Origin of the sequence: Epilithonimonas xixisoli (assembly GCF_004365655.1) — a bacterium.
Classification (GTDB): domain Bacteria; phylum Bacteroidota; class Bacteroidia; order Flavobacteriales; family Weeksellaceae; genus Epilithonimonas; species Epilithonimonas xixisoli.
This window is the reverse complement of sequence record NZ_SOEO01000003.1, coordinates 434,597-458,956: the sequence shown is the minus strand read 5'-3', so window position 1 is coordinate 458,956 and position 24,360 is coordinate 434,597. Positions and strand designations below refer to the sequence as shown.

Below are 24,360 nucleotides of genomic sequence, written 5' to 3'. Positions count from 1 at the left end.
AAAAACATAAAATGATGAAAATAATAAAAATAAGTTTTGCTCTTTCGGCAATTTGTTTGCTAATGTTGAGCTGTAAAACAGTGGCTCAGAGTAGCAACATCAAGTCGATTTCCTATTCTCACACGTTTGGGAGAGGCGGTTCGACCAACATTACAGCAACTCCAGATTCTTTGGAATCTGTAGCAAGAGGCGGAAGAACAACCCAATTTCCGACTTTAAAAAAGAAAATCAATGCCAAAGATTGGGAAAAGCTGGTTTCCGGAATCAACATTTCAACTTTAGACAAAACTCAAAGTGGTGAAAGACGTGGACATTACGATGGACCAGATCAGATTTTTAGAATTGTAACAGCAGAAAAAGAATACGAAATCTATAACGTTCCTACTGAATCTGCAGGTTACAAACAATTGGAAAAATTGAAAACCGAATTGAATAATTTGCTTCCTCAATATAAATAATGATTCAAGAAAACATTTCCCTAAAACCATACAACACTTTTGGAGTCGATGTTTCCGCAAGATATTTTGCCGAAGTTAATTCCGCAGAAGAACTTACAGAAACCCTCAAACATTCCAATCCTCAAACTCCAAAACTTTTCTTAGGTGGCGGAAGCAATTTGCTTTTGACAAAGGATTTTGACGGTGTGGTGATTAGACTAAATCTGAAAGGAATTACGGACGAAATAATTAATGAAAATGAAGTTTTTGTCACTGCAAAAGCGGGCGAAAACTGGCATCAATTTGTGATGTTTTGTCTGGAGAAAAATTACGGTGGATTGGAAAATCTATCCTTAATTCCAGGAAATGTAGGCACTTCGCCGATGCAGAATATCGGAGCTTATGGAACGGAAATCAAAGACGTTTTTGAGTCTTGCAAAGTTTTGAATCTCGAAACGCTTGAACTCGAAACCTTAAACTCAGAACAATGTAGATTCGGTTACAGAGATTCGATTTTCAAGCAGGAAGGAAAGGGAAAATATGTGATTTTGGAAGTGACTTTCCGATTGACAACAAATATTCACAGAATTGATGTGGAATATGGCGCGATTCAGTCAGAGCTTGAAAAAATGGAAATCATTAATCCTACCATTCAAGACGTTTCGAAAGCTGTCATCAACATTAGACAAAGCAAATTACCCAACCCAAAAGAGATTGGAAACGCCGGAAGTTTTTTTAAAAATCCAACAATTCCACTCGCTCAATATGAAACTTTAAAACTAAAATTTGAAAATATTCCAGGTTATCCTAATGGTGATTTTGTGAAAGTTCCGGCTGGTTGGCTGATTGAACAATGTGGCTGGAAAGGCAAGCAAATCGGAAATGTGGCTTCTCACAAATTGCAGGCTTTGGTCATCATCAATGCGACTGGGAATGCGACTGGAAAAGAGATTTTTGATTTTTCAACGATGATTATTGATTCTGTAAAGGAAAAATATGGAATTGAGCTGGAGCGAGAAGTGAATATTATTTAAAACCACCAGAAACCCCTTCAGAGTTTGAAACTCTGAAGAGGTTGTAGAATTAGAAAATATTTAAAATAACAAAAAATGAAAGTAGATATTTGGAGCGACACACGTTGTCCGTTTTGTTTTGTGGGGAAGAGAAATTTTGAAAAAGCACTTCAGGATTTTACCCAAAATGAAAAAGTGGAAGTCAATTGGCATTCGTTTCAGTTGGACCCGAATATGAAAACAGATTTATCTAAAAATCATTACGAATATCTCTCAGAAATCAAAGGTTTTCCGATGTCTCAAATTATGCAGATGCACGAAAATCTGATTCAAGCTGGGAAAAATGCTGACATCGATTTCAATTTTGATGATGTGAAAGTTTCTAATTCTTTCAAAAGCCAAATGCTGGTTCAACTGGCTAAAGAAAAAGGAAAAGCCAATGAAATGGAAGAACTTTTGTTTGAGGCTTATTTCATTTTAGGAAAAGATATTGACGATGTAGAAGTTCTTTCGGAAATCGGAGAAAAAATTGGATTTTCTAAAGACGAAATCACTAAAGCAACTCAATCTTCAGAATTAAAAAATCTTGTAAATAAAGACATTGCCGAAGCTTCAAATCTTGGAATCCGTGGTGTTCCGTTTTTTGTATTCAATCAAAAATATGCAATTTCGGGAGCGCAACCAACGCATTTATTTTCAGAAGTTTTGGAAAAAAGTTGGAATGAATTTGCTGAAAACGATTCGAAATTTGATATTATTCAAGATGGTAATTCTTGTGATGTGAACGGGAATTGTTAATTCTTAGGTACGCAATAAATGAGTAAAAAAAATCCACTAATTCTTTTGGTCTTACTTCTATTACCAAATTTTGTTTTGGCAAATGCTGGTTCTCCAATGATGTGGTTTGGATTTATACATTTAGTCTGGATAAATGCTATAATTGGAATTTATGAAAGTAAAATTTTAACTTCAAAATTCAATGTTTCAAATAGAAAATGGCTCATTATTCTGGCGAATTACGTTTCAATGTTTATAGGATTATATTATATCGCCCCACATTTTTCTGAACTTAGTGGAAATACAGATTTTTGGGGAGGAAAAACTAGATTAGGAGAATATAAATTAGGTGGCTTTTTAAGTGGAATGGGAATTTCTTTCATTGCCACTTTGATAATTGAATTTCCATTTTATTTTTTAGCTTTAAAACAAAAAACGAAAGATTGGAGTATAATTAAGCCTTTCATTTTTGCGAATTTAATCACGAATATAATAATGTTCATCATTTACTTCATCATTGTATCGTTTGGAGTAAAATGGAATTAAATGATTCTTTAGTTTAAAATTTTATAAATAAAAGCTTTAATTAAAACCAAAAAACACAAATGAAAATAGCAGTTCTCGGCGCAGGAAATATGGGTTTATCATTTTCAAAATCATTCTTGAAATACGAATTGATAAAACCACAAAACCTACACCTCATCACCAGAAATGAGAATAAAAAAACCAAACTAAAAGAATCTTTCCCCGACTCGGAAATCTCAACTTTTGAGGAAATCCAAAATCTGGAAGCTGATTTAATTATCATCGCTGTGAAACCTCAGGATTTTGCTTTCGTTGCGGAGAATCTGCCTTTCAAAATTTCGGACAAATCTTTGGTCTTATCGATAATGGCGGGAATTTCCATCGAAAAAATTCAGAAACTTTTAGATCATAAATTCGTGGTTCGGGCAATGCCAAACTCTCCTACGCTTCTAGGAATGGGAATCACAGGTTACACTGCTGCAGACGGAATTTCTTTTTCTGAATTGATGAACGTAGAGAGATTATTAAATTCCACCGGACGTTCCGTTTACTTGGAAGACGAGAAACTTTTGGATGGCGTAACCGCTCTTTCCGGAAGCGGACCAGCGTATTTTTATTACATCATAGATGCAATGATAAAAGCTGGAACACAGATGGGAATCGATGAAAATCTTTCTAAATTATTCGTGAAACAGACAATGCTTGGCGCATATCATCTTATCAATAATTCTGATAAATCTTTGGAAGAATTAATCAAAGACGTCGCATCAAAAGGCGGAACTACGGAAGCTGCACTCAAAACTTTTGAGGAAAACGAATTGAAATCAATCCTTAAAAAAGGAATCTTGGCGGCGGAAAACCGTGCTAAGGAATTGAACAAATAGTTGAATTGTAATTTTTGTAGTGAATTTTAAAATCTCGCAGATTTGGCAGATGAAGCAGATTTTAATTGTATTGAATCTGCAAAATTTGCTAAATCTGCGAGAGAAATATCAAAATATCATTTTGATTTCCAATGTCAGGCTGAGGCTCTCGAAGCCAACTTTTTATAAATCCAAAATCCAATTGCAACGCCAATTGTATTCAAAATTACATCATCAATATCGAATACGCCAAGTCTTGTGAAATATTGCAGACTTTCTATAATGATGATTGCGGAAAGAAAGTTGATAATTAATGTTTTAAAATCATTGAGTTTTGGGAAGACAATTCCAAGAAAACCAAAAGGTGTGAACATTATTACATTTCCGAAAACATTAATAATAATCGTTTTCAAATCCACCGTTTTCATCACAAAATCAGCAGTCGAAATCATTGGAAGCAATCTTACGATATTAAAATCATATTGACTTCTCCCAAATCCAAAAAACATCAGATACAAAAGAAAAACCGTGTAAAACGGAATTAAAATCTTGTAACTATTTCTGAATATTTTATGGAATTTTTCTGTCATCAAATCAATTCAATATAAAAAAGCGATACAAATATAGCTTGATAATCTGTATTAATTTTCTTATATTCGTTATAGTTAACATTCACAGATGAATTACGATTTAGAGAAGGAAAACAAGGAAATCCTTGCAAGATACAAAGACCTCATTACCAACACTTACCGAACGCTAGATGAGGAGCAAAACAAGCTGATCCGAAAGGCTTTCGATATCGCTTTGGATGCGCACAAAGATCAACGCAGAAAAACCGGCGAACCCTACATCTATCATCCGATAGAAGTCGCAAAAATTGTAGCCAATGAAGTCGGTTTAGGAGCAACAAGTATTGCCTGCGCCCTACTCCACGACGTGATCGAGGATTCTGAATACACTTACGATGATCTCAAAAAAATCTTCGGCGAAACGATTGCCGACATCGTGAATGGTTTGACAAAAATCTCTGTGATGAACCAGCAGAATATCTCGGTTCAGTCTGAGAATTACAGAAAGTTACTGCTTACACTTTCAGAGGATTTTCGGGTGATTCTTATCAAGATTGCCGACAGACTGCATAATATGCGGACGCTGGAAAGCATGCATCCCATCAAACAGAAAAAAATTGCGGCAGAAACAGCTTACATCTACGCACCTTTGGCTCACAGATTTGGACTTTATTCCATCAAATCGGAACTGGAAGATTTGTCTTTAAAATACAATAATCCAGAAGTTTACAATGACATTCTGGACAAATTGGAAACAGCAAAAGAGGGTCGAGAAAAATATGTACAAGAATTTTCCAAAGAAGTTTCTGAACAACTGAAAGAGGAAAACCTGAACTTCACCATCAAAGGCCGCGCAAAAGCCATTTCCTCGATTTATCGTAAAATGCAAAAGCAGAATGTGACTTTTGAGGAAGTTTATGACAATTACGCCATTCGAATTATATATAAATCCGATCCTCGAAATGAAAAATTCCTGGCTTGGAAAATTTATTCTATCGTTACAGATCTCTACCACAGCAATCCTGCCCGAATGCGCGACTGGATTTCGCAGCCGAGATCTACAGGCTACGAAAGTCTCCATCTCACTGTGATGGGCCCGGACAAAAAATGGATCGAGGTGCAAATCCGTTCCGAAAGAATGAACGAAATTGCCGAAAAAGGAGTCGCCGCGCATTACAAATACAAAGAAGGCTACCGAAAAAACACCGATGATCAACGTTTTGAAAATTGGGTTTCCGAGATTCGCGATGTTTTGGAACAACAGCAAAACCTTTCTACATCTGAACTTCTTGATAACATTAAACTAAATCTCTATTCAAAAGAAGTTTTCGTTTTTACGCCAAAAGGTGAAATCAAAATTCTGCCAACTGGCGCTACAGCTTTGGATTTTGCATTTTCTGTGCACTCAGATTTGGGAATGAAATGTCTGGGCGCAAAGATCAACGGAAAATTGGTTCCAATTAGTTACGTGCTTCAAAACGGAGATCAGATTGATATTCTGTCTTCTCAGAATCAAAAACCAAAAGCAGATTGGTTGGAGTTTGTAGTGACTTCCAAAGCTAAATCTAAGATTAAGAACATCCTTAATTCTGAAAAAAATCAAAATACAGCGGAAGGAAAAGAAATTCTGCAAAGAAAAATGCGCCACGCGAAACTGAACTACAGCGAGGAAGAAGTGAATGCCATTCAGAAATTTCTTAATCTAAAAACCTCTCAGGATTTGTTTCTCGGATTCCAAAATGGAACTTTTGACATTGGCGACATCAAACGCTATGCAGACGGAAAAAGCATTCTGAGCAACCTTTTCCAACGTTTCAGAAAGACTTCGAACAAGGAGCAATTTGTAGAAAAAGTAGATTCTAACCTGGATATGATTGTCTTTGGGAAAGATGAGGAAAAACTGAATTATTCTTTCGCAAAATGCTGTACGGTGATTCCAGGTGATAAGATTTTTGGGTTCATCACTATTTCCGACGGCATCAAAGTTCACAGTGAAAATTGCCCAAATGCCATCAACCTGAGAGCCAACTACGATTACAGAGTTTTGCAAGCCAAATGGGTGAATGCGGAAAGCTTCAAAAATAGAATTAAAATTGAGATCGAAGGTCTGGACAGAATGGGAATGATTAATGACATTACAGCCGTCATCAGTGGATCTATGAATATGGATATGAAAAGTATGAGCATCGCTTCCAACGATGGAATTTTCACCGGAAACATCAATCTGGAAGTGAAAAATAAAAGCCAATTGGAAGAGACATTTAAAAAACTGAAAAGCATCAATGGTGTTTCTAAAGTGAAGCGACTCGGATGATTTTAACTAAGTATTTTCAACAATTTTTTCACAACAGCAAAAGCTCCGGAATTGTTCTGATAGTTTGCGTTTTGATTTCTTTGCTGGTAGCAAACAGCTCATTATCCGCAGATTTTCAAAGCTTGTTAGATTCAAAATTGGGGACAGACATTTTCCATTTGAATTATTCGGTTTCGGTTTGGATTAATGATGGATTGATGGCGATTTTCTTCCTTTTGGTTGGTTTGGAAATCAAGCGAGAACTTTTGGAAGGCGAACTTTCGGACATCAAAAAAGCCAGTCTTCCGATCTTTGGTGCCGTTGGCGGAATGTTGATTCCTGCGCTGATTTATTTGGCCTTCAATTACAATTCCGAATACAAAAATGGCTGGGCAATCCCGATGGCAACAGACATTGCATTTTCTTTAGCCATCATTTCTCTGTTGGGAAAAAGCGTTCCGGCTTCACTCAAAATATTCCTTAGCGCGTTGGCAATTGTGGATGATTTGGGTGCGATTCTCGTGATTGCATTGTTTTATACAGCTCAAATTGACTGGCTGTCTTTGGGAATCTGTGGAGGAATTTTAGTTTTGTTAATAATTTTAAATAAATCAGGAATTAAAAACTTAATATTTTATCTGATTCCGGGTTTATTTCTTTGGTATTTTATGCACCATTCTGGGATTCACGCGACAATTGCCGGCGTTATTCTAGCTTTTACAATTCCAACAAACATTTCCGAAACAGAGCCTTCGCCATTGGAAAAATTGGAACAGAAACTTCATATTCCCGTTAGTTTTGTGATAATGCCTTTGTTTGCTTTGGCCAACACGAATATTACTTTTCAGAAAGAGATTTTTGAAGGTTTTATCAATCCTTTGAGTTTGGGAATCATCGGTGGATTACTGGTTGGAAAAGTTTTGGGAATCAATATATTTTCATTTTTGGCAATCCGATTGAGATGGGCAGAACTGCCAACTTTCTCCGCTTGGAAAGATATGTTGGGCGTCGGATTTCTCGCAGGAATTGGATTTACAATGTCGATTTTTGTATCTCTGTTGGCCTTTCCAGATGAAGTTGAAACTCAGAATATTTCCAAAATCAGCATTTTGATAGCGTCCGTTTTGTCTGGAATTATTGGATTTATGATTTTGAAATTTAATAAAAAAGCCTTTCAATAATCTATCGAAAGGCTTAGGTATTAATCTCTTTTAGAAGCATTTTTCTTTTCTCTTTTGGCTTCTTTTTTTTCCTTTGCTGTTTTCAGCGGTTCTTTTTTTGCTGCTTTTTTTGCATCTTGTCCTTTTGCCATTGTCTTAATTTTTTGAAATTCGTTTTATAAATATAATTAATTATTCAATTAAATACTTGATAATATTAATAAAACTCAATTAAAACTAAGAATACATCTCTTCTCGGATGAGTTTTTCCAGCTTCACTTTTTTGATGGCGAGATTGAGTTCATTGCCCATCAAGACAAGAAACACATTCACATTCACCCAGACCATCACCAAAATAATGGAGCCTATGGAACCATAAAGCACGTTGTATCTGGCAATATTAGCCACATAAATAGCGAAGAAGTAAGTGAGTAAAACAAACAAAATCGTGGTAAGAATAGCGCCAGGAAAAGCTTCCCTAATTCTCGTAATCTTGATACAACCAACCCAATAGAACAATGACAGCAATACGAAATAAAAAAGTGGAAAGGATACAAAACTGATAATCTTCGTCAGGTTTTTGGTGAACCAAGTGATGTCGTAAGTCGGTGTGTAAAGCTTCAAAACGACCTCGCTGTAATATATTCCGAAAATCGAAAGACAAACCAAACTCAGGAAACAAATGGTGACGAGCATCGCCAAAAGATATTCTTTCACAAAAGTTCTCTGTAATTCTGTATTTCTATTAAAACCATTAATCAAGGTAAAACAGCCGTTGGTTGCAAAAACGAACGATAATAATATGGTTAGATTGCTAATGGACTTCATATTCGGAATAATACTCTCCTGAATGTACGTCGTGACATCGCTCTGCATATGAGACGGGAAAACCCTTGGCATCAAAACTTCGAAGATATAAAACTGTAGTTTGTCGTAATGTGGCATAAACGGCAAGACGGACAAAAAGAACAAAATCATCGGGAAAAGACTTAGGAAAAAATTCCAGGAAATGCTGGCAGCCTGTCTTCCCAAAGGATTTTTGAAAATCGCATCGGAGTAGATCGAAAACATTTTCCAGAGAGAAATCCCGAGAACCGGAATGTGAATATCATCGAAAAAGTTTTTGATTTTGAGGAAAAAACGCTGTAATTTTTTTGCCATTCAGTTATCTTTGCACCACAAATATACTAAATGCGTATTAATTTGATCTGCATCGGGAAAACCGACGATAAGGAAATCATCTCGCTTATCAAATATTATCTTCCGAGAATCCCAAAATACTGGAATTTTGACCTCATCGAAATTCCGGATGTGAAGAACGCCAAAAACCTAAGTTCTGAACAACTGAAAAAAGAGGAAGCCAAATTATTCCAAAATCAAATCGATTCTTCTGACCTTGTGATTCTTCTGGACGAAAAAGGAAAACAATTTACCAGCCGGGAATTCTCAGAAAAAATTGATTTTTGGATGGGAAGTTCTGTGAAAAAAGTTAATATCCTGATTGGTGGTGCGTATGGTTTTTCAGACGAAATCTATCACCGTTCCAATGAGAAAATCTCACTTTCCAAAATGACCTTCACACACCAAATGATCCGGTTATTTTTTGTAGAACAAATTTATAGAGCCGCAACTATTTTGCAAGGGAAACCTTATCATAATGATTAGGTTGTAGATTTTTTAGGAATTAGGTCTTAGTTGATTCTTATAGATGACTTTCTTCGTCAATTCTGCCAAGAAGCCGCCGAGTAGAAAACCGACGAGCGCGCCAAATACGACATCAAACGGAAAATGAACGCCCAGATAAATCCGGCTGTACGACACAAGGCTCGCCCAAACAAAAACAATAATTGACAAGTATTTGTACTTCTTTCCTAACAAAATAGAAACAAAAGTGGCAACAAAAAAGGAACTAGAAGCGTGCGCCGAATAAAATCCGAAATTACCGCCACAGATTACCATTCGCATTTTTTCCATCAGCAACTCATCGTGGCAAGGCCGAAAACGCTGTATCCCGTGCTTAAAAATACTCGCCAACTGATCCGAAATCGTAACACCAATAGCGATGAAAACGAGAATGAAAAAGAATTTGCGAAGCGGAAAACTTTTATAAAACAAGTAAAGTAGAATGACATAAAATGGAATCCAAAACCATTTCCCCGTAATCGTAAGCCAAAAAGGATCAAAGGCAGAATTGCCCAATCCATTGAGAAATAATAATAGTTCGTGATCTTTTTCTATAAGTCCGTTCATACTATCTGCTTACTGGACCTTCGTGGGAATCGTCTTCGGAATGGTCTATTTTTGGAGTATCATCTTTGGGAAAAGCATCATTCTTCTTCTCTGCCAATGGATTGAAATCCTGTGCAGATTGCTTCACCTTTTCGATTTCATTTTTAATTTCGGACAATGGATTGTCGGCTTCCTTCATGATTTCGGTTTTGATATCATCTACTGCGCCACGCATTTTACGAACGCCCTCGCCAAGACCTCTCGCGATCTCGGGTAACTTATCTGGTCCGAACAAAACGACAATCGCCAAAGCAATCATCAGCATTTCTCCAATACTCAATTCCATATTGCAAAATTAAGAAACATTTACAGAAGTGATATACAGATTATTGATAATTTTTCCTTAAAAAAACCTTGAAATCAGTAATTGCGCTTTCTCCTTCGTCAAACAAATATTTTTGCCGTAAATTTGTGAGCTTTAAGAGTTTGAGACAATGACAAGACAGAAAGTACAGGCACACAATTATTTAAAATTAATAACATCTTCATTATTCATAGCCGTTATTGCTTCTGTTTTAGCCTTAAGTCTCAAGAATCTCACCGAATATTTTCAGGAACATATTTTCGAATGGGCAGAGAAAACATCCGTTTATCTTTTCATTATTCTGCCAACAATTGGAATTACTGCCATTTATTTTTTAAGGAAATACGTATTCAAAAACCGAAGAAACAAAGGGATTACTGAGATCTACAAAACTGTGGATCAGCGGAAAGACCATTTGCCATTTTTTAAAATTCCTTCGCATTACATCAATGGATTTTTGACCGTCATTTTCGGAGGCTCCACTGGCATCGAGGTTTCTACGGTAGTGGCGACTGCAACGGTTGGAAATTCAGTTTACGAAAAACATTTTGCAGCCAACGTTTACAAACTGGAACTCATTTGTGCAGGCGTTGTCGCAGGTGTTGCGATTCTGTTTGGGAATCCTTTTGTCGGATGTCTGTTTGCGTTGGAAGTCATTGCGCGGAAAGTTAATAAAACATTATTGCTAAGTTGTGCTTCTGCCGCCATCATCTCTTGGATTTTCCTGTACTTCTTCCCATCCAATCCTTTAATCAATTTCCCTGTGAAAGAATGGCATTGGGTCGCAGTTCCGTTTATGATTGTATTGAGTTTGTTGAGTGGTACTTTGTCGGTTTACTTCACATTATTGGTCATCAAGATCAAAGAATTTTTCTCGGGCATCAATAATAATTTTGTGAGAGTCAATCTGGGTGCGTTGGCTGTGGGTGGTTTGATTTGCTTGTTTCCTTTTTTGTATGGAGACAGTTATCATTCACTTAATGAATTGCTACATCATCCGCATCATTTCTCACTATTATTTTTATTGGGATTGATATTATTAAAACCTCTCGTATCCTCACTCACATTGGGTGCCGGTGGCGACGGTGGTGTTTTTGCGCCCAGCATTGTGGCAGGCGCTTATTTGGGATTGGCATTTGCCATTGCGTGCAACACGTTTTTCGGAACCTCTTTGATTTTGATTAATTTCGTTTTGATAGGAATTGGCGCCACATTATCGGCTGCCATATTTGCACCTTTCACCGCTTTGATATTGGCTTGCAGTCTCGTTCCAAATGGCTACGAATTATTTTTCCCGATTCTAATAGGTTGCGTTCTGTCCAAGAAAACGGCGGAGAAAATCATTCCGTACAATGTTTATACTTACGTTCCGAAAGCTTAGTTTAATTCGTTCTTAATATTAAAAGAATCTGCAAAATCAGCCGAATCTGCGAGAAAATTAAGTCTAAGATTTCTTCCCTTTAAAACTCACATAAACAAAATAAATCCCAGCCAAAAACAACAAGAAAGCCAAGAAAAATGGCGCTCCCGGGAAAATAAACGGCGCTTCTTTGTGCGTGAAATAATAGAACAATTGCGTCATCAGCGGTGGGCCAATGATAGCGGTGGCACTCATCAAACTCGTGAGCGCGCCTTGCAATTCACCTTGCTCATTAGACGGAATATTTTTGGTAATAATAGATTGCAACGCCGGACCACAAATCCCGCCTAAACAATATGGAATCGTGAAAACCAACATCATCCAACCCTCGGTAGCAAAGGCGTACAGCAACATTCCCAAAGAATACAACAGCAAGCCATAGATCACGCTCTTCTGATCGCCAATCTTCGGATTGATCCATCTGATCAACACACCTTGCACAAGACCGACTAGCAAACCGACAACACCGAGCGAAATCCCCACCATTCTCTCATCCCAACTGAATCTGTACATCGTGTAGAAACTCCAGTTGCTTTGGACTGCGTGTCCGCCAATGTAAATTAAAATCAAAGCCGTTGTAAGTGCTGAGATCTCTGGATGTTTTTTTAAGAATTTGAAAGATCCAATCGGGTTGGCGCGTTTCCAACTGAATTCCCGTCGGTTTTCTTTGGAAAGGCTCTCTGGCAAAACGAAGTAACCATAAATAAAATTGATCATACACAAGACCGCCGCCGCATAAAACGGAACTCTCGCACCATAATGCCCCAAAACTCCCCCCAAAACAGGTCCGATGATAAAGCCCAATCCAAACGCCGCCCCAATCATCCCGAAGTTCTTCGCACGGTCTGCATCTGTAGAAATATCCGCGATGTAGGCACTTGCCGTTGTGACGCTCGCACCAGTAATTCCGGCAATGATTCTTCCCACGAAAAGCCACCAAATACTTGGCGCCAAAGCCAGAAATATATAATCTATTGAGAATCCAAAAAGGGAAAGCAAAATCACGGGTCGTCTGCCGTATTTATCACTCAGATTTCCCACCAGTGGCGAGAACACAAACTGAATAAACGCATACGCAAAACTCAACCAACCTCCATATTTCGCAGCCTCGCTGATGTCTGCGTGAATCAGTTCTTCTATCAGTTTTGGAACTACGGGAATGATGATTCCCCAGCCTGTAATATCTATCAACAGCGTGATAAAGATGAAACCAATGGCAGCGGATTTTTGATTTTGTTTCATAAGTTGCGAAGATAGGAATTTTTTGATTTTGCTATCTCTCAATAAAGATAGAAGTATTATCAATAGATTATTTTCAAATTCAAACGATAAAAATTAATAGAAATTCATTAATAATACACAACAACCTTTTCTACACTTTTTAAAGTTTCAGCTAAATTTAATGAAAGAGCGTATTCCATTGATTATAGGTATCATAAACTATATTTTGTTTTTTTTCATATTCTCAGAATACTTAATTTTTGGAATTATAATTTTTATTACTTGCCTGATTTTTGTATGGGCTTACAAAACAACAGTTATTGAAAAAATTCTCTTTACTTTAATTCCACTACTTTATTTATTTCTACCAAATACAGATCTGTACGAAATACTAGCTGAAAAATATAGATTTTACAACTCTCAAAAAATTGACTTTATTTTTCCAGAAAACTTTAATGGTAATGCAGTTATTATTACTGAAAAAGAATGTGGACAAAAAGTAATAGTAAAAGATGGATTTGAAAAACTATATCTTCCAAAAAATGGAATTCTATTTTATAATGGGACAATCAAAGATTATGGAGGAAACTATTATTTTAGATATTACAGAATAAATAAAAATGACACTTTAGAAATTCCAGGGAAATATTTAGGAAGTTTTATAAACCCAATTAAATCAGATAGTAAAGTAGTATACGTTGATGCAACTATAAATGAGGATAAAAATTTATCCAAAATTCTTCTTAATTTTTATTCAACTAAGAACAAACTTGATGATGATACAGAACTATTAAAAAAAGATTACAATTGTAATTAAAGTTGATTCTAGCAAATATTTTACAAAATCTACTTGCCTTATCTTCAGTAAAAAAACCTCGCTAGCACGAACGTCCCGCTCGTGATTCAATAAAAGACACGAGCAAGATGCTCGCGCCTGCATAATAATTTTCAGCAGAAAAATAGACAGGTCGCTCCTCTGGAGCTTATTTTTAGGATTACTTCTTTTTCTATTAACAGTCAATCCCGATGGGATTAATTACGGATTACGGGTTCATCAGACTTTTTGTTAAAAATCACAATTAGATTAAACACACCTCCATTAGGAGCGTTCTGTTAATAGAAAATAGCTTCTCCAAAATTATTACAGCTCCGGAGGAGCGACCTTTACATTATATTTTAATATTCATACAATGATGATTAAAATATTCAAAAAATCCGAAAACACATTACAAAGCACCTTGCTAGCGCAAGCGTCCCGCTCGTGATTCAAACATAAAAAACACGAGCAAGATGCTCGCGTCAGCATAATAATTTTAAGCAAAAAAATAGACAGGTCGCTCCTCTGGAGCTTTATTTTTACGAATACTTCTTTTTTCTATTAACAGTCAATCCCGATGGGATTAATTAACATAAACATGCACAAAAAAGCCCTCAATCTCTTGAGGGCTTTTTCATTATATATTTTGAGGAAATTTATTCTACTATTTCAGCATTGCTGATAGAAGATTTCCCTGTTACTTTGTCTTCTTTTTTCTTTCCTTTTAGGAAGTCATAAGCCGTAGCCGATGCGATGAAGATGGATGAATAGGTTCCGAATCCGATACCAATCAATAGACAGAACATAAAGCCTCTCAAGTTGTCTCCACCAAAGATGAAAATCGCAAGGATTACCAAAATCGTAGTGAAAGAGGTGTTGAAGGTTCTACCAATTGTACTGGAGATGGAATCATCAAACAATCCTGCTAAAGTCAATGCTTTTTTCTCACGCAGATATTCTCTAATTCTATCGAAGATGATAACGGTATCATTGATGGAATATCCAATCACCGTAAGGATTGCTGCAATGAAATCCTGATTGATCTCCATATTAAACGGCATCACTTTGTAGAACAATGAGTAAACCCCAAGGATTACAACCGCATCGTGGAATAAACCAACAACTGCTCCAAGTGAGAACTGCCATTTGTCAAATCTTACCAAGATATAGATAAAGATTCCTAATAGAGCCGCACCTACTGCCAACATACCGTGCGTCTTGATGTCATCTGCAACCGTTGGTCCTACTTTCGTAGAAGAAACAATCCCGGCGTGGTCTTTATCTGCTGCTTTAAACTCTGCCAAAGTCATTCCTGCCGGCAAATCTGCCTTGATGCCTTCGTAGATTTTTTGCTCTACTGTTTGATCTGCTGCAAGAGACTCATCATCAATCAAATAATCTGTAGTGATTTTCAACTGAGAAGAGTTACCGAAAGTTTTAGCTTCTACAATATTGTTTTGACCATCTGCAGTTACCATCAATTTTCCAATATTAGCTTCAATTTTTTCTGCATCTACAGGTTTTTCGAATCTCACGACATAGTTACGTCCACCTGTAAAATCAATACCATATTTGAAGCCGTTGATTGCGATAGATGCGACAGCGATTACCATTAAGATAGATGATACGATGTAAGAATATTTTCTTTTCCCGATGAAGTCGATCCAAGTATTTCTGAATAAGTTCTTAGTTGGTGCAGTCCAAACAGAAAGTGATTTTCCTTTCTCCAATCTGCTGAAGATCATTACTCTTGATAATAGAACGGATGTGAACAATGTCATTACCAATCCAATCATCAATGTTACTGCAAATCCTTTGATAGGACCAGTTCCGAAGATGTAAAGAATCAATGCTGTGATGAAAGTCGTTGCGTGACCATCGATAATCGCAGAAATCGCGTGTTTGAAACCATCTTTGTAAGCTTCCATAATGCTCTTTCCTCTAAACAATTCTTCTTTGGTTCTCTCGTAGATGATAACGTTCGCATCCACCGCCATTGCCATAGATAGTACGATACCCGCGATACCAGGAAGCGTCAAAGTAGCATCCACGGAATCCATAATTCCAAAGATGTAGAATAAGTTGATCACCATTGCAATGACTGCATAAATACCAGCACCACCGTAGTAGAAAATGATATAAACAATAATCACGGCAAATGCAATAAGGAATGAAAGTACACCATCATTGATAGACTCAGCTCCAAGAGATGGACCTACAACGTCTGCCTGTACAATCTTCGCACCTGCAGGCAATTTACCAGCCCCTAGAACATCTACCAAATCTTTAGCTTCTTCCTGAGTGAAGTTTCCGGAAATCTGAGTTCTTCCATTTGGAATCACTTCATTTACAGAAGGCGCAGTGTAAACTCTGTTGTCCAAAGTTACAGCCACTACTTTTCCTTTGTTTTTTTCCGTCATCGTTTTCCAGTCACGTGCACCTTGAGAATCCATTTGCATATCTACAACGATACGACCTAACTGGTCATAGCTGATGTTTGCAGACTCTACAGCACCGTCAACTGGCGCTTTCTGAGTGATGTTTCCACGGATGGCGTACAAAACAAGACTATTCGTATTGTTAGTCTCTGGCTTGTAGCCCCACATAAACTGCGTATATTTCAAGTTAACAGGTCTGGCTTTGATGGCCACATCGCTGTTAAGTAATTTGTTTACCACTGCTGTATCAGACAATTTCACATTCGCCACAGCATTTCCAGGTGTAGAATTCAATTGAATCAAGTTCATCAAATTCGTTGTTTTTGCAACGCCGATAGAATCTCCTTTAGCCTTAACCAATTGGTCTAGCTGAGAGAAATATGGAACCACTTCTTGCCCCAACTGCACTTCCCAAAACTGAAGTTTTGCAGAAGTTTGAAGCATTTTTTTAACTCTGTCGATATCTTTGATACCAGGCATTTCTACCAAGATTCTTCCAGTTCCAGGAACTCTCTGAACGTTTGGTTGCGTCACACCCATTTTGTCGATACGTGTTCTAAGAACTTCATAAGCCGTTCCTACAGACGCATCAATTTTTTTTCTGATAATATTTTTTACCTGATCATCCGGTGTATTGAACTTGATCTCAGAAAGATTGGTGTTTCCGAAGATCTCAGGATCTGCAAGTTTTAGGTTGGTACCTTTTTCTTTGTTAACAGCTTCGAACTGGATGAAGAAATCCTCGATGTATTGTTTACTTGAGTTTTTCTGTGCTTTGTCTGTTCTGTTAAGTGCTTCTACTAAAGTAGCATTTGTAGAGTAATTACTAAGATCATTTACCAAATCTCTCTGATTGATCTCCAGCAATACGTTGATACCACCTTTAAGATCCAAACCAAGTTTCATTTCTTTCTCTTTTGCAGATCTGTAATCCAGCGATGTAAAACCTAGATTAAGAGTGTCTTTAGAAAGTCTTGCGAGCTCAGCCTGGTATTTCACTGGATTTTCACCGGCAATTGCTTTTGCTTCTTTTTCTATTTTGTTGGCATAGAAAGAAGGCAGAAGCTCATTGAGGCAAATTAATCCAAGAACGATGGCAACTAATGTAACGAGTCCTTTTCCTTGCATTTTCTTACGATATATATAAATTAAGTCGGCAAATATAATGATTTATAGCGGAAATAAGAATTTGAAAATGAGAAAAGTGCATTATAGTTTTGATAATGAAAATAATTCCAACTTTTCGTTCAAAAATCAAGTTAAAAATTAGGTTTTGTTATTAATTAAATAATTATGAATTGGTAAGGTATGAAATTTGGTAACTTTATTAATAATCTCAAAAATAATAAGTTATGCGAAAATTAATACTCATTATCTCTTGCGCATTTGCAACGGAAATATACTCACAACAAATCATTTTGGAAGAATTTGCAACGGCTACCAATCCTGTGGAAATCATCGCTTCTCCAACCAATGACAACCGACTTTTCGTAGTTCAGCAAACCGGAACGATTAGAATTTTGAACACCAACGGCACTTTTGAAACAACCGATTTCCTAAACATTACAGATAGAGTCAATTACAATGGCGAAATGGGATTGCTTGGTTTGGCCTTTCATCCGGACTTTGCAACCAATCGTTATTTCTACGTTTATTACAACCGAGCTGGCCGAACGATTACGGTTTCAAGATTTACAGCCAATTCTACAAATCCAAATATTGCTGATCCTTCAACTGAAAAAGTAATGATGTCGATTCCTAAATCTGAAACCAATCATAATGGCGGAAGTATTCATTTTGGAGCGGACGGTTATCTTTATATCTCAACCGGAGATGGCGGTGGCGGTGGCGATCCAGATAATAATGGACAAAACAGAAATTCGCTTTTAGGAAAGCTTTTGAGAATTGATGTCAACACTAATAATCCATACAATGTTCCAACTGACAATCCTTTTGTAGGCGTAGATGGCGCAGACGAAATCTGGTCTTATGGACTAAGAAACGGCTGGAAATTTTCTTTTGACAGAACAACGAACAATATTTGGATTGCGGATGTGGGACAAAATTTGATCGAAGAAATCAACAGAGTTCCTGCAACCACGCCCGCCGTGAATTACGGTTGGAGATGCTATGAAGGAAATAATGAATACAACATTGCTGGTTGCGCCAATGCTTCTACAATGACTTTTCCAGTCGTAGATTATGACCATTCTGGTGGAAAATGTTCGATTACTGGCGGTTATGTTTACAGAGGAAATCTTTATCCTGATCTGGTTGGAAAGTATATTTTTGCAGATTTCTGTTCTCAGCAAATCGGAATTTTGGATAATACCAGCATCACTTGGTCATCTGCTTTTAGTGGAAATAGTTTCACAACCTTTGGAGAAGACAATCAAAAACAACTTTATGTTGGGGCGAGCAATGGTAAGATATTCAAAGTAAAATCCAGCAACTTGTCGGTGAACGACATTCCTACAACTAAGATTTTGGTTGCGCCACTTCCGGCCAAAAATGTGCTTTACATCAAAAACCTTAACGAGAAAAATGTGAGAGCCGAAATTTTAGATTTGGCTGGAAGAACAATCTCAGAAAGTAATGTTGCAGAAAACGACAAAAGTGTTGACATCTCACTTTTGACGCCTGGAGAATATATTTTGGTTCTTAAAAAAGATGATGTTAAAATAATGAGCCAGAAGATACTTAAGGAATATTAGATTAATGGTCTTCGAGAGCCTCAGACTGACAGTTTTGAAGTCTTCGAGAGCCTAAGACTGACAATCGTTGGAGTCTTGTAGAATATCAGACAAACAAAATAAAAAGCCTTTTAGAAATTAATTTTGAAAGGCTTTTTTATGGTAAAATTTTAGAACTGATTGATATTAATAAAATTCCATTATGTAAACACAAATATGTCGCTCCTACGGAGCTCTGCTTGACTTGCGTTTTTTTTCTACAAACAGTCCGCTCCTCTGGAGCTTTAATTTCCTTGTGCTATTTTTTTCTACCAACAGGTCGCCACGCTGTGGCTTTCTATTTTAGAATTAAAAAACGGGCTTAAATAGCCCGTTTATATTATTTATGATTCTAGCGAAAGTCTATGAATTGGTCATTTTTTTTAAGATTTTGAATAAACCCATCAACCGACAACCAAATACCATCAACTAATTATTTACTCCAATTCACTCTCGTCGTTTTCACTTCGCTGGAGCTGGTTCCGATCATAATATCGAAATCTCCGGCTTCCCAATCGTATTTCAATTGGTTGTTGAAGAATTTCAAATCTTCTGGAGAAATCTTGAAAGTCACTTTTTTGCTTTCGCCTGCTTTCAGGTAAACTTTTTGGAAACCTTTCAGTTCTTTTACAGGTCTCGTGTTGCTTCCAACCAAATCTCTGATGTAAAGCTGAACGATTTCTGCACCTTCATATTTTCCATTGTTCGTCAATGTTACAGAAGCTTCAATCGGTGTATTTCCAACTGGTTTCGCATTGCTGACAGAAACATCTGAATAGCCAAATTTAGTATAACTCAATCCAAATCCGAACGGATAAAGTGGCGTATTGCACTCATCCAAATAGTTGGAACGGAACTTTTCAAATGTACATTTGTCTGTATTTTCTTGGCTTAATGGACGACCTGTATTTTTCGAATTGTAATAAAGTGGCACTTGTCCTACGCTTCTTGGGAACGTCATTGGCAACTTCGCTGATGGATTTACTTTTCCGTAAAGAACGTCTGAAATTGCGTAACCAGCCATACTTCCTGGGAACCAAACATTCAGGATTGCATCTGCCAATTGAGATTCTTCCGTCAAAACCAATGGACGACCTGTGAACAAAACAATGACGATTGGTTTTCCAGTTTTTTTCAGTTCTCTCAACAATTCTTTTTGAGTCTCAGGAATTCCGATGTCTGTTCTGGAGCTGGATTCACCGCTCATCTCAGCACTTTCTCCCATTGCCAAAACAATCACATCCGCTTGATTTGCAATTGCCAAAGCTTCTTTTCTGATGTCTTCTGCAGGACGACTGTCTCTTCCTGTATCCTTGCCAAACATCGCCACTTTTTCTTCCATTTTAGCATCTTCGTAAACGTTGCTTCCTTTTGCAAAAATGAAATTAACGTCTTTCCCAACGGTTTCCTTCAAACCTCTTAACAAAGAAATAGAGTTAGCGTGTTTTGCTGCAACACTCCAAGTTCCGGTCATATTCATTGCGTTGTCTCCCAACGGACCGATTACTGCAACAGTTCCAGATTTCTTAAGTGGAAGAACTTGTTTATCATTTTTCATCAAAACCATCGATTGAGAAGCAATTGTTTTTGCCGCCTCCAAATGTTTCGGACTGAAAACTTCTTTCTGCGCTCTTTTCGTATCTGTATATTTGTAAGGATCATCGAAAAGGCCAAGATCGTACTTAGCTTCGAGGATTCTTCTTGCAGCATCTGTCACAGTCTGTTCGGTCACTTTTCCTTCGGAGATGGATTGTTTTAGAGTTTTCAAAAATCCTTCTCCAACCATATCCATATCGATTCCGGCGTTCATTGCCAAAGCGGAAACTTGTTTCAGATCTCCCATTCCGTGGTCGATCATTTCATTGATTCCAGTGTAATCCGTTACCACAAAACCTTTGAAGTCCCATTGTTTTCTAAGAACGTCTGTCATCAGCCATTTGTTTCCCGTTGCAGGAATTCCGTCCACTTCATTGAAGGAAGCCATCACAGAACCTGCGCCAGCATCTACGGCCGCTTTGTAAGGTGGGAAATACATATTGTACATCTGAACGTGACTCATATCAACCGTGTTGTAATCTCTACCTGCTTCTCCAGCGCCATAAAGTGCGAAATGTTTCACGCAAGCCAACATTGTATTTTTCTTGGACAAGTCATTTCCTTGATAACCATAAACCATTGCTTTGGCGATCTGGCTTCCCAAGTACGGATCTTCACCAGAACCTTCGGAAACCCTTCCCCATCTTGGATCTCTGGAAACATCTACCATTGGTGAGAATGTCCAGTTGATTCCGTCTGCGGTGGATTCTTGAGCGGCAATTTGAGCCGATCTTTGAATCAAATCCATATCCCAAGATGATGCAATCCCTAATGGAATCGGGAACGTTGTTTCGTAACCGTGGATCACATCCATACCGAAGATCATTGGAATCTTCAGACGACTTTTTTCAACAGCTACTTTCTGTACATCCCGAATCTTATCAACACCTTTGATGTTAAATAAACCTCCAACTAAGCCTTGCTCAATCTTTTTTCCAATATCCGAACTTTGTGCAGTACCAGTTGTAAAATCTCCTGAAGAAGGCAAATTGAGCTGACCAATTTTCTCATCCAAAGTCATTTTGGAAATCAAGTTGTCAACAAAAACTTTTTTCTTGGATTGATATTGAGCAGATTGGAAAGACTGAACCGGTTTGGATACAATGTCCTGCGCCATAAAAAAAGGCGACAATGCTAACGCAGCAAGGATTACAAACTTTTTCATAAGTAAAATTTATTTTTTAAGTCTTTGAAACCACAATTTTTAAAAACTTTCAGATTTTCAAAAAGAGTGATTTCAGTTCTATATATTTTTAATTTTTTTTAATTTTAATTTTTCTTCAAAGATAACATCCATTCGTATAACTTTGGATCCGAATAGGTAGAATCCCAAGAATTATGATTGTCATTTGGGAAAATCGTGAGTTCTGCTCTTGGATTTACTGGATGTAATTTTTGGTAAAAGTTAAAAGCATTTTCCGGAAGCACAATATCGTCCATTCCACCGTGGAATAATTTGATATTAAGATCTTTATAATTGTGGATATTTGCCCACATTGCGCGATCTGTCGGTGCACAAACGGCTGAAACCGAAGCAAACATTTCGGGATGTTCGCCCGCTAATTTCAAAGTTCCCCAACCGCCCATCGATAATCCGGTGAGGTAAATTCTGTCCTTATCAATCTTATATTTTTCAGAGATTTCTTTGATGAGGAAATAAACTGCTTCTGTATCCCACCAAGTATTCGCTGGACATTGAGGTGCTAAAATCGCAACGGGTTCTTTGATTAAATTCTTATAAGTAAATGGGCTGTGATTTTTCACAATCTCCAGATCGTTGCCTCTCTCGCCAGAACCGTGAAGGAAAACGATCAAAGGAATTTTGGATTTTGTGTTTTGAGGCATATCCAAAATGTAGGACATTTTTTTCTGGACTTTGACTTCTTTGTTGAACTCAGATTTGATTTCCTGAGCGGTTGCCAAAGATGTGATTCCTAAAAATAAAAACGGAAGAAATTTTTGTTTTAAATTCATTTTGTTTCGTTTTTCGAATTGTGTTTCGCAAAGGCGTTTCAATTAACAATTTTAAAAGATGACACAAACATATCGCTCCTACGGAGCTTCGCTTTCTATGATTTTTGAACGCTACAAACAGGTCGCTCCGCTGGAGCTTTTATTTAATAGCATTATTTTTCTACACACGTATCGCTCCTTCGGAGCTTTAAACTTAATGTATTTTTTTAATTACAAACGTTTTGTTCCGCTGGAGCTTTTCTTATAATTTCTAATCGATGTTACAAATTTTTCTTTCCTACGGAACTATGACTTATGTGAAATATCTCGCTTATTAACAAATGTTTCAATTGATTTACAAATCCCATAGCCCCGATTGCAGTGGAAATCCTTTTTTGCGTATGCTCAAGTTCTACTTTATGCAAATCGTGATGCAAAAAAGATTGCAACGAAAAGCGGGAAATAGCTCCTAAAAACTATTCAATGTCTCAAAAAGATACATTAAATATTCGTGTTTAAAGATAGTACTTTTTGGTTAGTCAATCTTATGTTCTGCGGACTTAAAACCGATTTTTTTGAGTCCGTTTCGGATTTCTGGGGCATTCATAAAGAGATTCCAGAGCAATCCTGTGCGGTAATTCTCGATCATTGGGGCGATAGTTCCCTGATCTATAGCGAGATAACGAGGCGTTGTCCAGTCATTAAAATGAATTGAAGTTGCGTCGTAAGGTCCAGCTTTTCCTATGAAATTTGGTTTTTCTTCGTATAAAAACCTTAGAAAATCCATAGATTCTTTTGGCGTGTAAGGCATCGAGCTGAGCGCAGCGGTTGGCGTAATGACACCCAAATCTTCTTTCATTGGTTGGTGAGCGGCGTAACCTACAGAACCGTCTTTGTTTCTGGTGTAACCTGCCGTCAATCCCCAATATTTCTCGGAGTAACCTTTGTAATTGAGCGGGTTTTCGACGCAATATTTGTAATCAATTAAGACGTGATTTCGGTTCAAATCCCAGTAGCTTTTTACGTATTGATCTGACAATCCTCTTGGATCCAAGCCTAAATACGAGTATTGAGACCAGAATAATGGGCCACCGAATTCTTCTGCGTAATTGTGTTTGACGTAAAGCGGTAAACCGTATTTTGTTCTGTCTGTTGTGTAGGTTCCGTTGCGTGACCAACCTTTGTTGTAAGTTTCGGAATCGATGGAATAGTCTGGTGATGCAGCGGCTAAAACGTAAGTGATCAGACACTCGTTGTAACCTTCGAGCGGAAAGTTCATTTCCCAGCCGTAACTTGGCGACCAATGCCAATAGAGGACTTTCTCGCCACCTTTTGTGTACCAGTTCCACTCCACGCCTTTCCAGAGTTTGTCCATTTTCGCAGCGAGTGCTTTTTCTTCTTCGTTTCCGTCTTTGAAATATTCACGAACACAAATAATCCCTTGAACAAGAAATGCGGTTTCCACCAAATCTCCGCCATTGTCTTTCTTTCCAAACGGCGTCATTTTTCCTGTTTCGCCATTGATCCAATGTGGCCAAGCACCGTGGAAACGTTCTGCCTTATCTAGAAAATCTGCGATGTGAGTCAATCTTTTTACGGCTTCTTTTCTTGGAATGAATTTTCTATCGATTCCTACCAAAAGCGTCATCAATCCGAAACCTGATCCTCCGGTGGTGACTACGTGTTTGTCATTATCCGGATAAATATTGTCCTCGTGGTAGCGTTCTCTTCCCAAGAGAGAATTTGGTTCTGCAAAATCCCAGAAATACTTGAGGGCATCGCTTTGAACTTTGTCCATCAATTGATTGTCTGAGAGGTTTTTTGAAATTGTTTTGTTATCAGTACTTGAACTTGAAACTTGAGAATTTTTGCAAGATAACAATACTGATAATGAAATGATTGATAATGATAATATACTTTTCATAATTTTATATTATAATTAATTTATAAAAA

Annotated in this window: 21 protein-coding genes; 12 read left to right on the top strand and 9 right to left on the bottom strand. The window is 37.4% G+C overall.

Annotated elements, in window-relative coordinates; all coding sequences use genetic code 11:
* Positions 1–11 precede the first annotated feature (11 nt).
* The 5 genes from B0I22_RS14170 (at position 12) to proC (ending at position 3,636) form a co-directional block, all read left to right on the top strand.
* Complete coding sequence (locus tag B0I22_RS14170) at positions 12–458, top strand: hypothetical protein (protein WP_133945948.1); 447 nt, start codon at positions 12–14, stop codon at positions 456–458.
* The gene (gene murB / locus B0I22_RS14165; protein WP_133945946.1) at positions 455–1,471 is read left to right on the top strand and encodes a UDP-N-acetylmuramate dehydrogenase; all 1,017 of its coding nucleotides are present in this window, start codon (positions 455–457) and stop codon (positions 1,469–1,471) included. The genes B0I22_RS14170 and murB overlap by 4 nt, the downstream gene beginning before the upstream one ends.
* Positions 1,472–1,546: 75 nt before the next feature.
* Positions 1,547–2,248, top strand: coding sequence for a DsbA family oxidoreductase (locus tag B0I22_RS14160; protein ID WP_133945945.1), 702 nt, complete (start codon positions 1,547–1,549; stop codon positions 2,246–2,248).
* Between the two features lie 18 nt (positions 2,249–2,266).
* Positions 2,267–2,773 (top strand): hypothetical protein, encoded by a 507-nt coding sequence (locus B0I22_RS14155; RefSeq protein ID WP_133945943.1) that lies wholly within the window; start codon positions 2,267–2,269, stop codon positions 2,771–2,773.
* A gap of 59 nt (positions 2,774–2,832) precedes the next feature.
* Positions 2,833–3,636, top strand: a complete 804-nt coding sequence (gene proC, locus B0I22_RS14150; RefSeq protein WP_133945941.1) for a pyrroline-5-carboxylate reductase — start codon at positions 2,833–2,835, stop codon at positions 3,634–3,636.
* Between the two features lie 134 nt (positions 3,637–3,770).
* Here the strand turns inward: proC and B0I22_RS14145 are convergent, their stop codons facing one another.
* Positions 3,771–4,205 carry a VanZ family protein gene (locus tag B0I22_RS14145; protein WP_133945939.1) on the bottom strand — a complete coding sequence of 145 codons (435 nt, stop codon included), beginning with the start codon at positions 4,203–4,205 and terminating at the stop codon, positions 3,771–3,773.
* 88 nt (positions 4,206–4,293) lie between these two features.
* On the opposite strand from B0I22_RS14145, the gene B0I22_RS14140 reads away from it, so the two are divergent.
* Positions 4,294–6,498, top strand: a complete 2,205-nt coding sequence (locus B0I22_RS14140; protein WP_133945937.1) for a RelA/SpoT family protein — start codon at positions 4,294–4,296, stop codon at positions 6,496–6,498.
* Complete coding sequence (gene nhaA / locus B0I22_RS14135; protein WP_133945936.1) at positions 6,495–7,658, top strand: Na+/H+ antiporter NhaA; 1,164 nt, start codon at positions 6,495–6,497, stop codon at positions 7,656–7,658. Before B0I22_RS14140 ends, nhaA begins: the two co-directional genes overlap by 4 nt.
* Before the next feature lie 216 nt (positions 7,659–7,874).
* Here the strand turns inward: nhaA and B0I22_RS14125 are convergent, their stop codons facing one another.
* Positions 7,875–8,798: a YihY/virulence factor BrkB family protein gene (locus B0I22_RS14125; protein ID WP_133945932.1), complete on the bottom strand. Its 924-nt coding sequence runs from the start codon at positions 8,796–8,798 to the stop codon at positions 7,875–7,877.
* A gap of 30 nt (positions 8,799–8,828) precedes the next feature.
* Here B0I22_RS14125 and rlmH point away from each other — a divergent pair, with 30 nt between their 5' ends.
* Positions 8,829–9,302: a 23S rRNA (pseudouridine(1915)-N(3))-methyltransferase RlmH gene (gene rlmH, locus B0I22_RS14120; RefSeq protein WP_133945931.1), complete on the top strand. Its 474-nt coding sequence runs from the start codon at positions 8,829–8,831 to the stop codon at positions 9,300–9,302.
* A gap of 12 nt (positions 9,303–9,314) precedes the next feature.
* Here the strand turns inward: rlmH and B0I22_RS14115 are convergent, their stop codons facing one another.
* Positions 9,315–9,887 carry a phosphatase PAP2 family protein gene (locus tag B0I22_RS14115; RefSeq protein WP_133945929.1) on the bottom strand — a complete coding sequence of 191 codons (573 nt, stop codon included), beginning with the start codon at positions 9,885–9,887 and terminating at the stop codon, positions 9,315–9,317.
* A 1-nt stretch (position 9,888) separates the two neighbouring features.
* Positions 9,889–10,212 carry a Sec-independent protein translocase subunit TatA/TatB gene (locus B0I22_RS14110; protein ID WP_133945927.1) on the bottom strand — a complete coding sequence of 108 codons (324 nt, stop codon included), beginning with the start codon at positions 10,210–10,212 and terminating at the stop codon, positions 9,889–9,891.
* 148 nt (positions 10,213–10,360) lie between these two features.
* Here B0I22_RS14110 and B0I22_RS14105 point away from each other — a divergent pair, with 148 nt between their 5' ends.
* Positions 10,361–11,611 (top strand): chloride channel protein, encoded by a 1,251-nt coding sequence (locus B0I22_RS14105; protein ID WP_133945925.1) that lies wholly within the window; start codon positions 10,361–10,363, stop codon positions 11,609–11,611.
* 63 nt (positions 11,612–11,674) lie between these two features.
* Here the strand turns inward: B0I22_RS14105 and B0I22_RS14100 are convergent, their stop codons facing one another.
* Complete coding sequence (locus B0I22_RS14100; RefSeq protein WP_133946582.1) at positions 11,675–12,892, bottom strand: TCR/Tet family MFS transporter; 1,218 nt, start codon at positions 12,890–12,892, stop codon at positions 11,675–11,677.
* Positions 12,893–13,052: 160 nt separating this feature from the next.
* Between B0I22_RS14100 and B0I22_RS14095 the strand changes: the two genes are divergently transcribed.
* Positions 13,053–13,688, top strand: coding sequence for a hypothetical protein (locus B0I22_RS14095; protein WP_133945923.1), 636 nt, complete (start codon positions 13,053–13,055; stop codon positions 13,686–13,688).
* A gap of 656 nt (positions 13,689–14,344) precedes the next feature.
* On the opposite strand, the gene secD is transcribed toward B0I22_RS14095, so the two are convergent.
* The gene (gene secD / locus B0I22_RS14090) at positions 14,345–17,254 is read right to left on the bottom strand and encodes a protein translocase subunit SecD (RefSeq protein ID WP_133945921.1); all 2,910 of its coding nucleotides are present in this window, start codon (positions 17,252–17,254) and stop codon (positions 14,345–14,347) included.
* Positions 17,255–17,478: 224 nt separating this feature from the next.
* On the opposite strand from secD, the gene B0I22_RS14085 reads away from it, so the two are divergent.
* Positions 17,479–18,840 carry a PQQ-dependent sugar dehydrogenase gene (locus tag B0I22_RS14085; protein ID WP_133945919.1) on the top strand — a complete coding sequence of 454 codons (1,362 nt, stop codon included), beginning with the start codon at positions 17,479–17,481 and terminating at the stop codon, positions 18,838–18,840.
* Positions 18,841–19,291: 451 nt separating this feature from the next.
* Here the strand turns inward: B0I22_RS14085 and bglX are convergent, their stop codons facing one another.
* Positions 19,292–21,619: a beta-glucosidase BglX gene (gene bglX, locus B0I22_RS14080; RefSeq protein WP_133945917.1), complete on the bottom strand. Its 2,328-nt coding sequence runs from the start codon at positions 21,617–21,619 to the stop codon at positions 19,292–19,294.
* A gap of 104 nt (positions 21,620–21,723) precedes the next feature.
* Complete coding sequence (locus B0I22_RS14075) at positions 21,724–22,428, bottom strand: carboxylesterase family protein (protein WP_133945915.1); 705 nt, start codon at positions 22,426–22,428, stop codon at positions 21,724–21,726.
* Positions 22,429–22,486: 58 nt separating this feature from the next.
* Here B0I22_RS14075 and B0I22_RS16190 point away from each other — a divergent pair, with 58 nt between their 5' ends.
* Positions 22,487–22,675 carry a hypothetical protein gene (locus B0I22_RS16190; protein ID WP_166668244.1) on the top strand — a complete coding sequence of 63 codons (189 nt, stop codon included), beginning with the start codon at positions 22,487–22,489 and terminating at the stop codon, positions 22,673–22,675.
* Between the two features lie 267 nt (positions 22,676–22,942).
* Here B0I22_RS16190 and B0I22_RS14070 read toward each other — a convergent pair whose 3' ends face one another.
* Positions 22,943–24,331, bottom strand: a complete 1,389-nt coding sequence (locus tag B0I22_RS14070) for a glucoamylase family protein (RefSeq protein WP_133945914.1) — start codon at positions 24,329–24,331, stop codon at positions 22,943–22,945.
* Positions 24,332–24,360 lie beyond the last annotated feature (29 nt).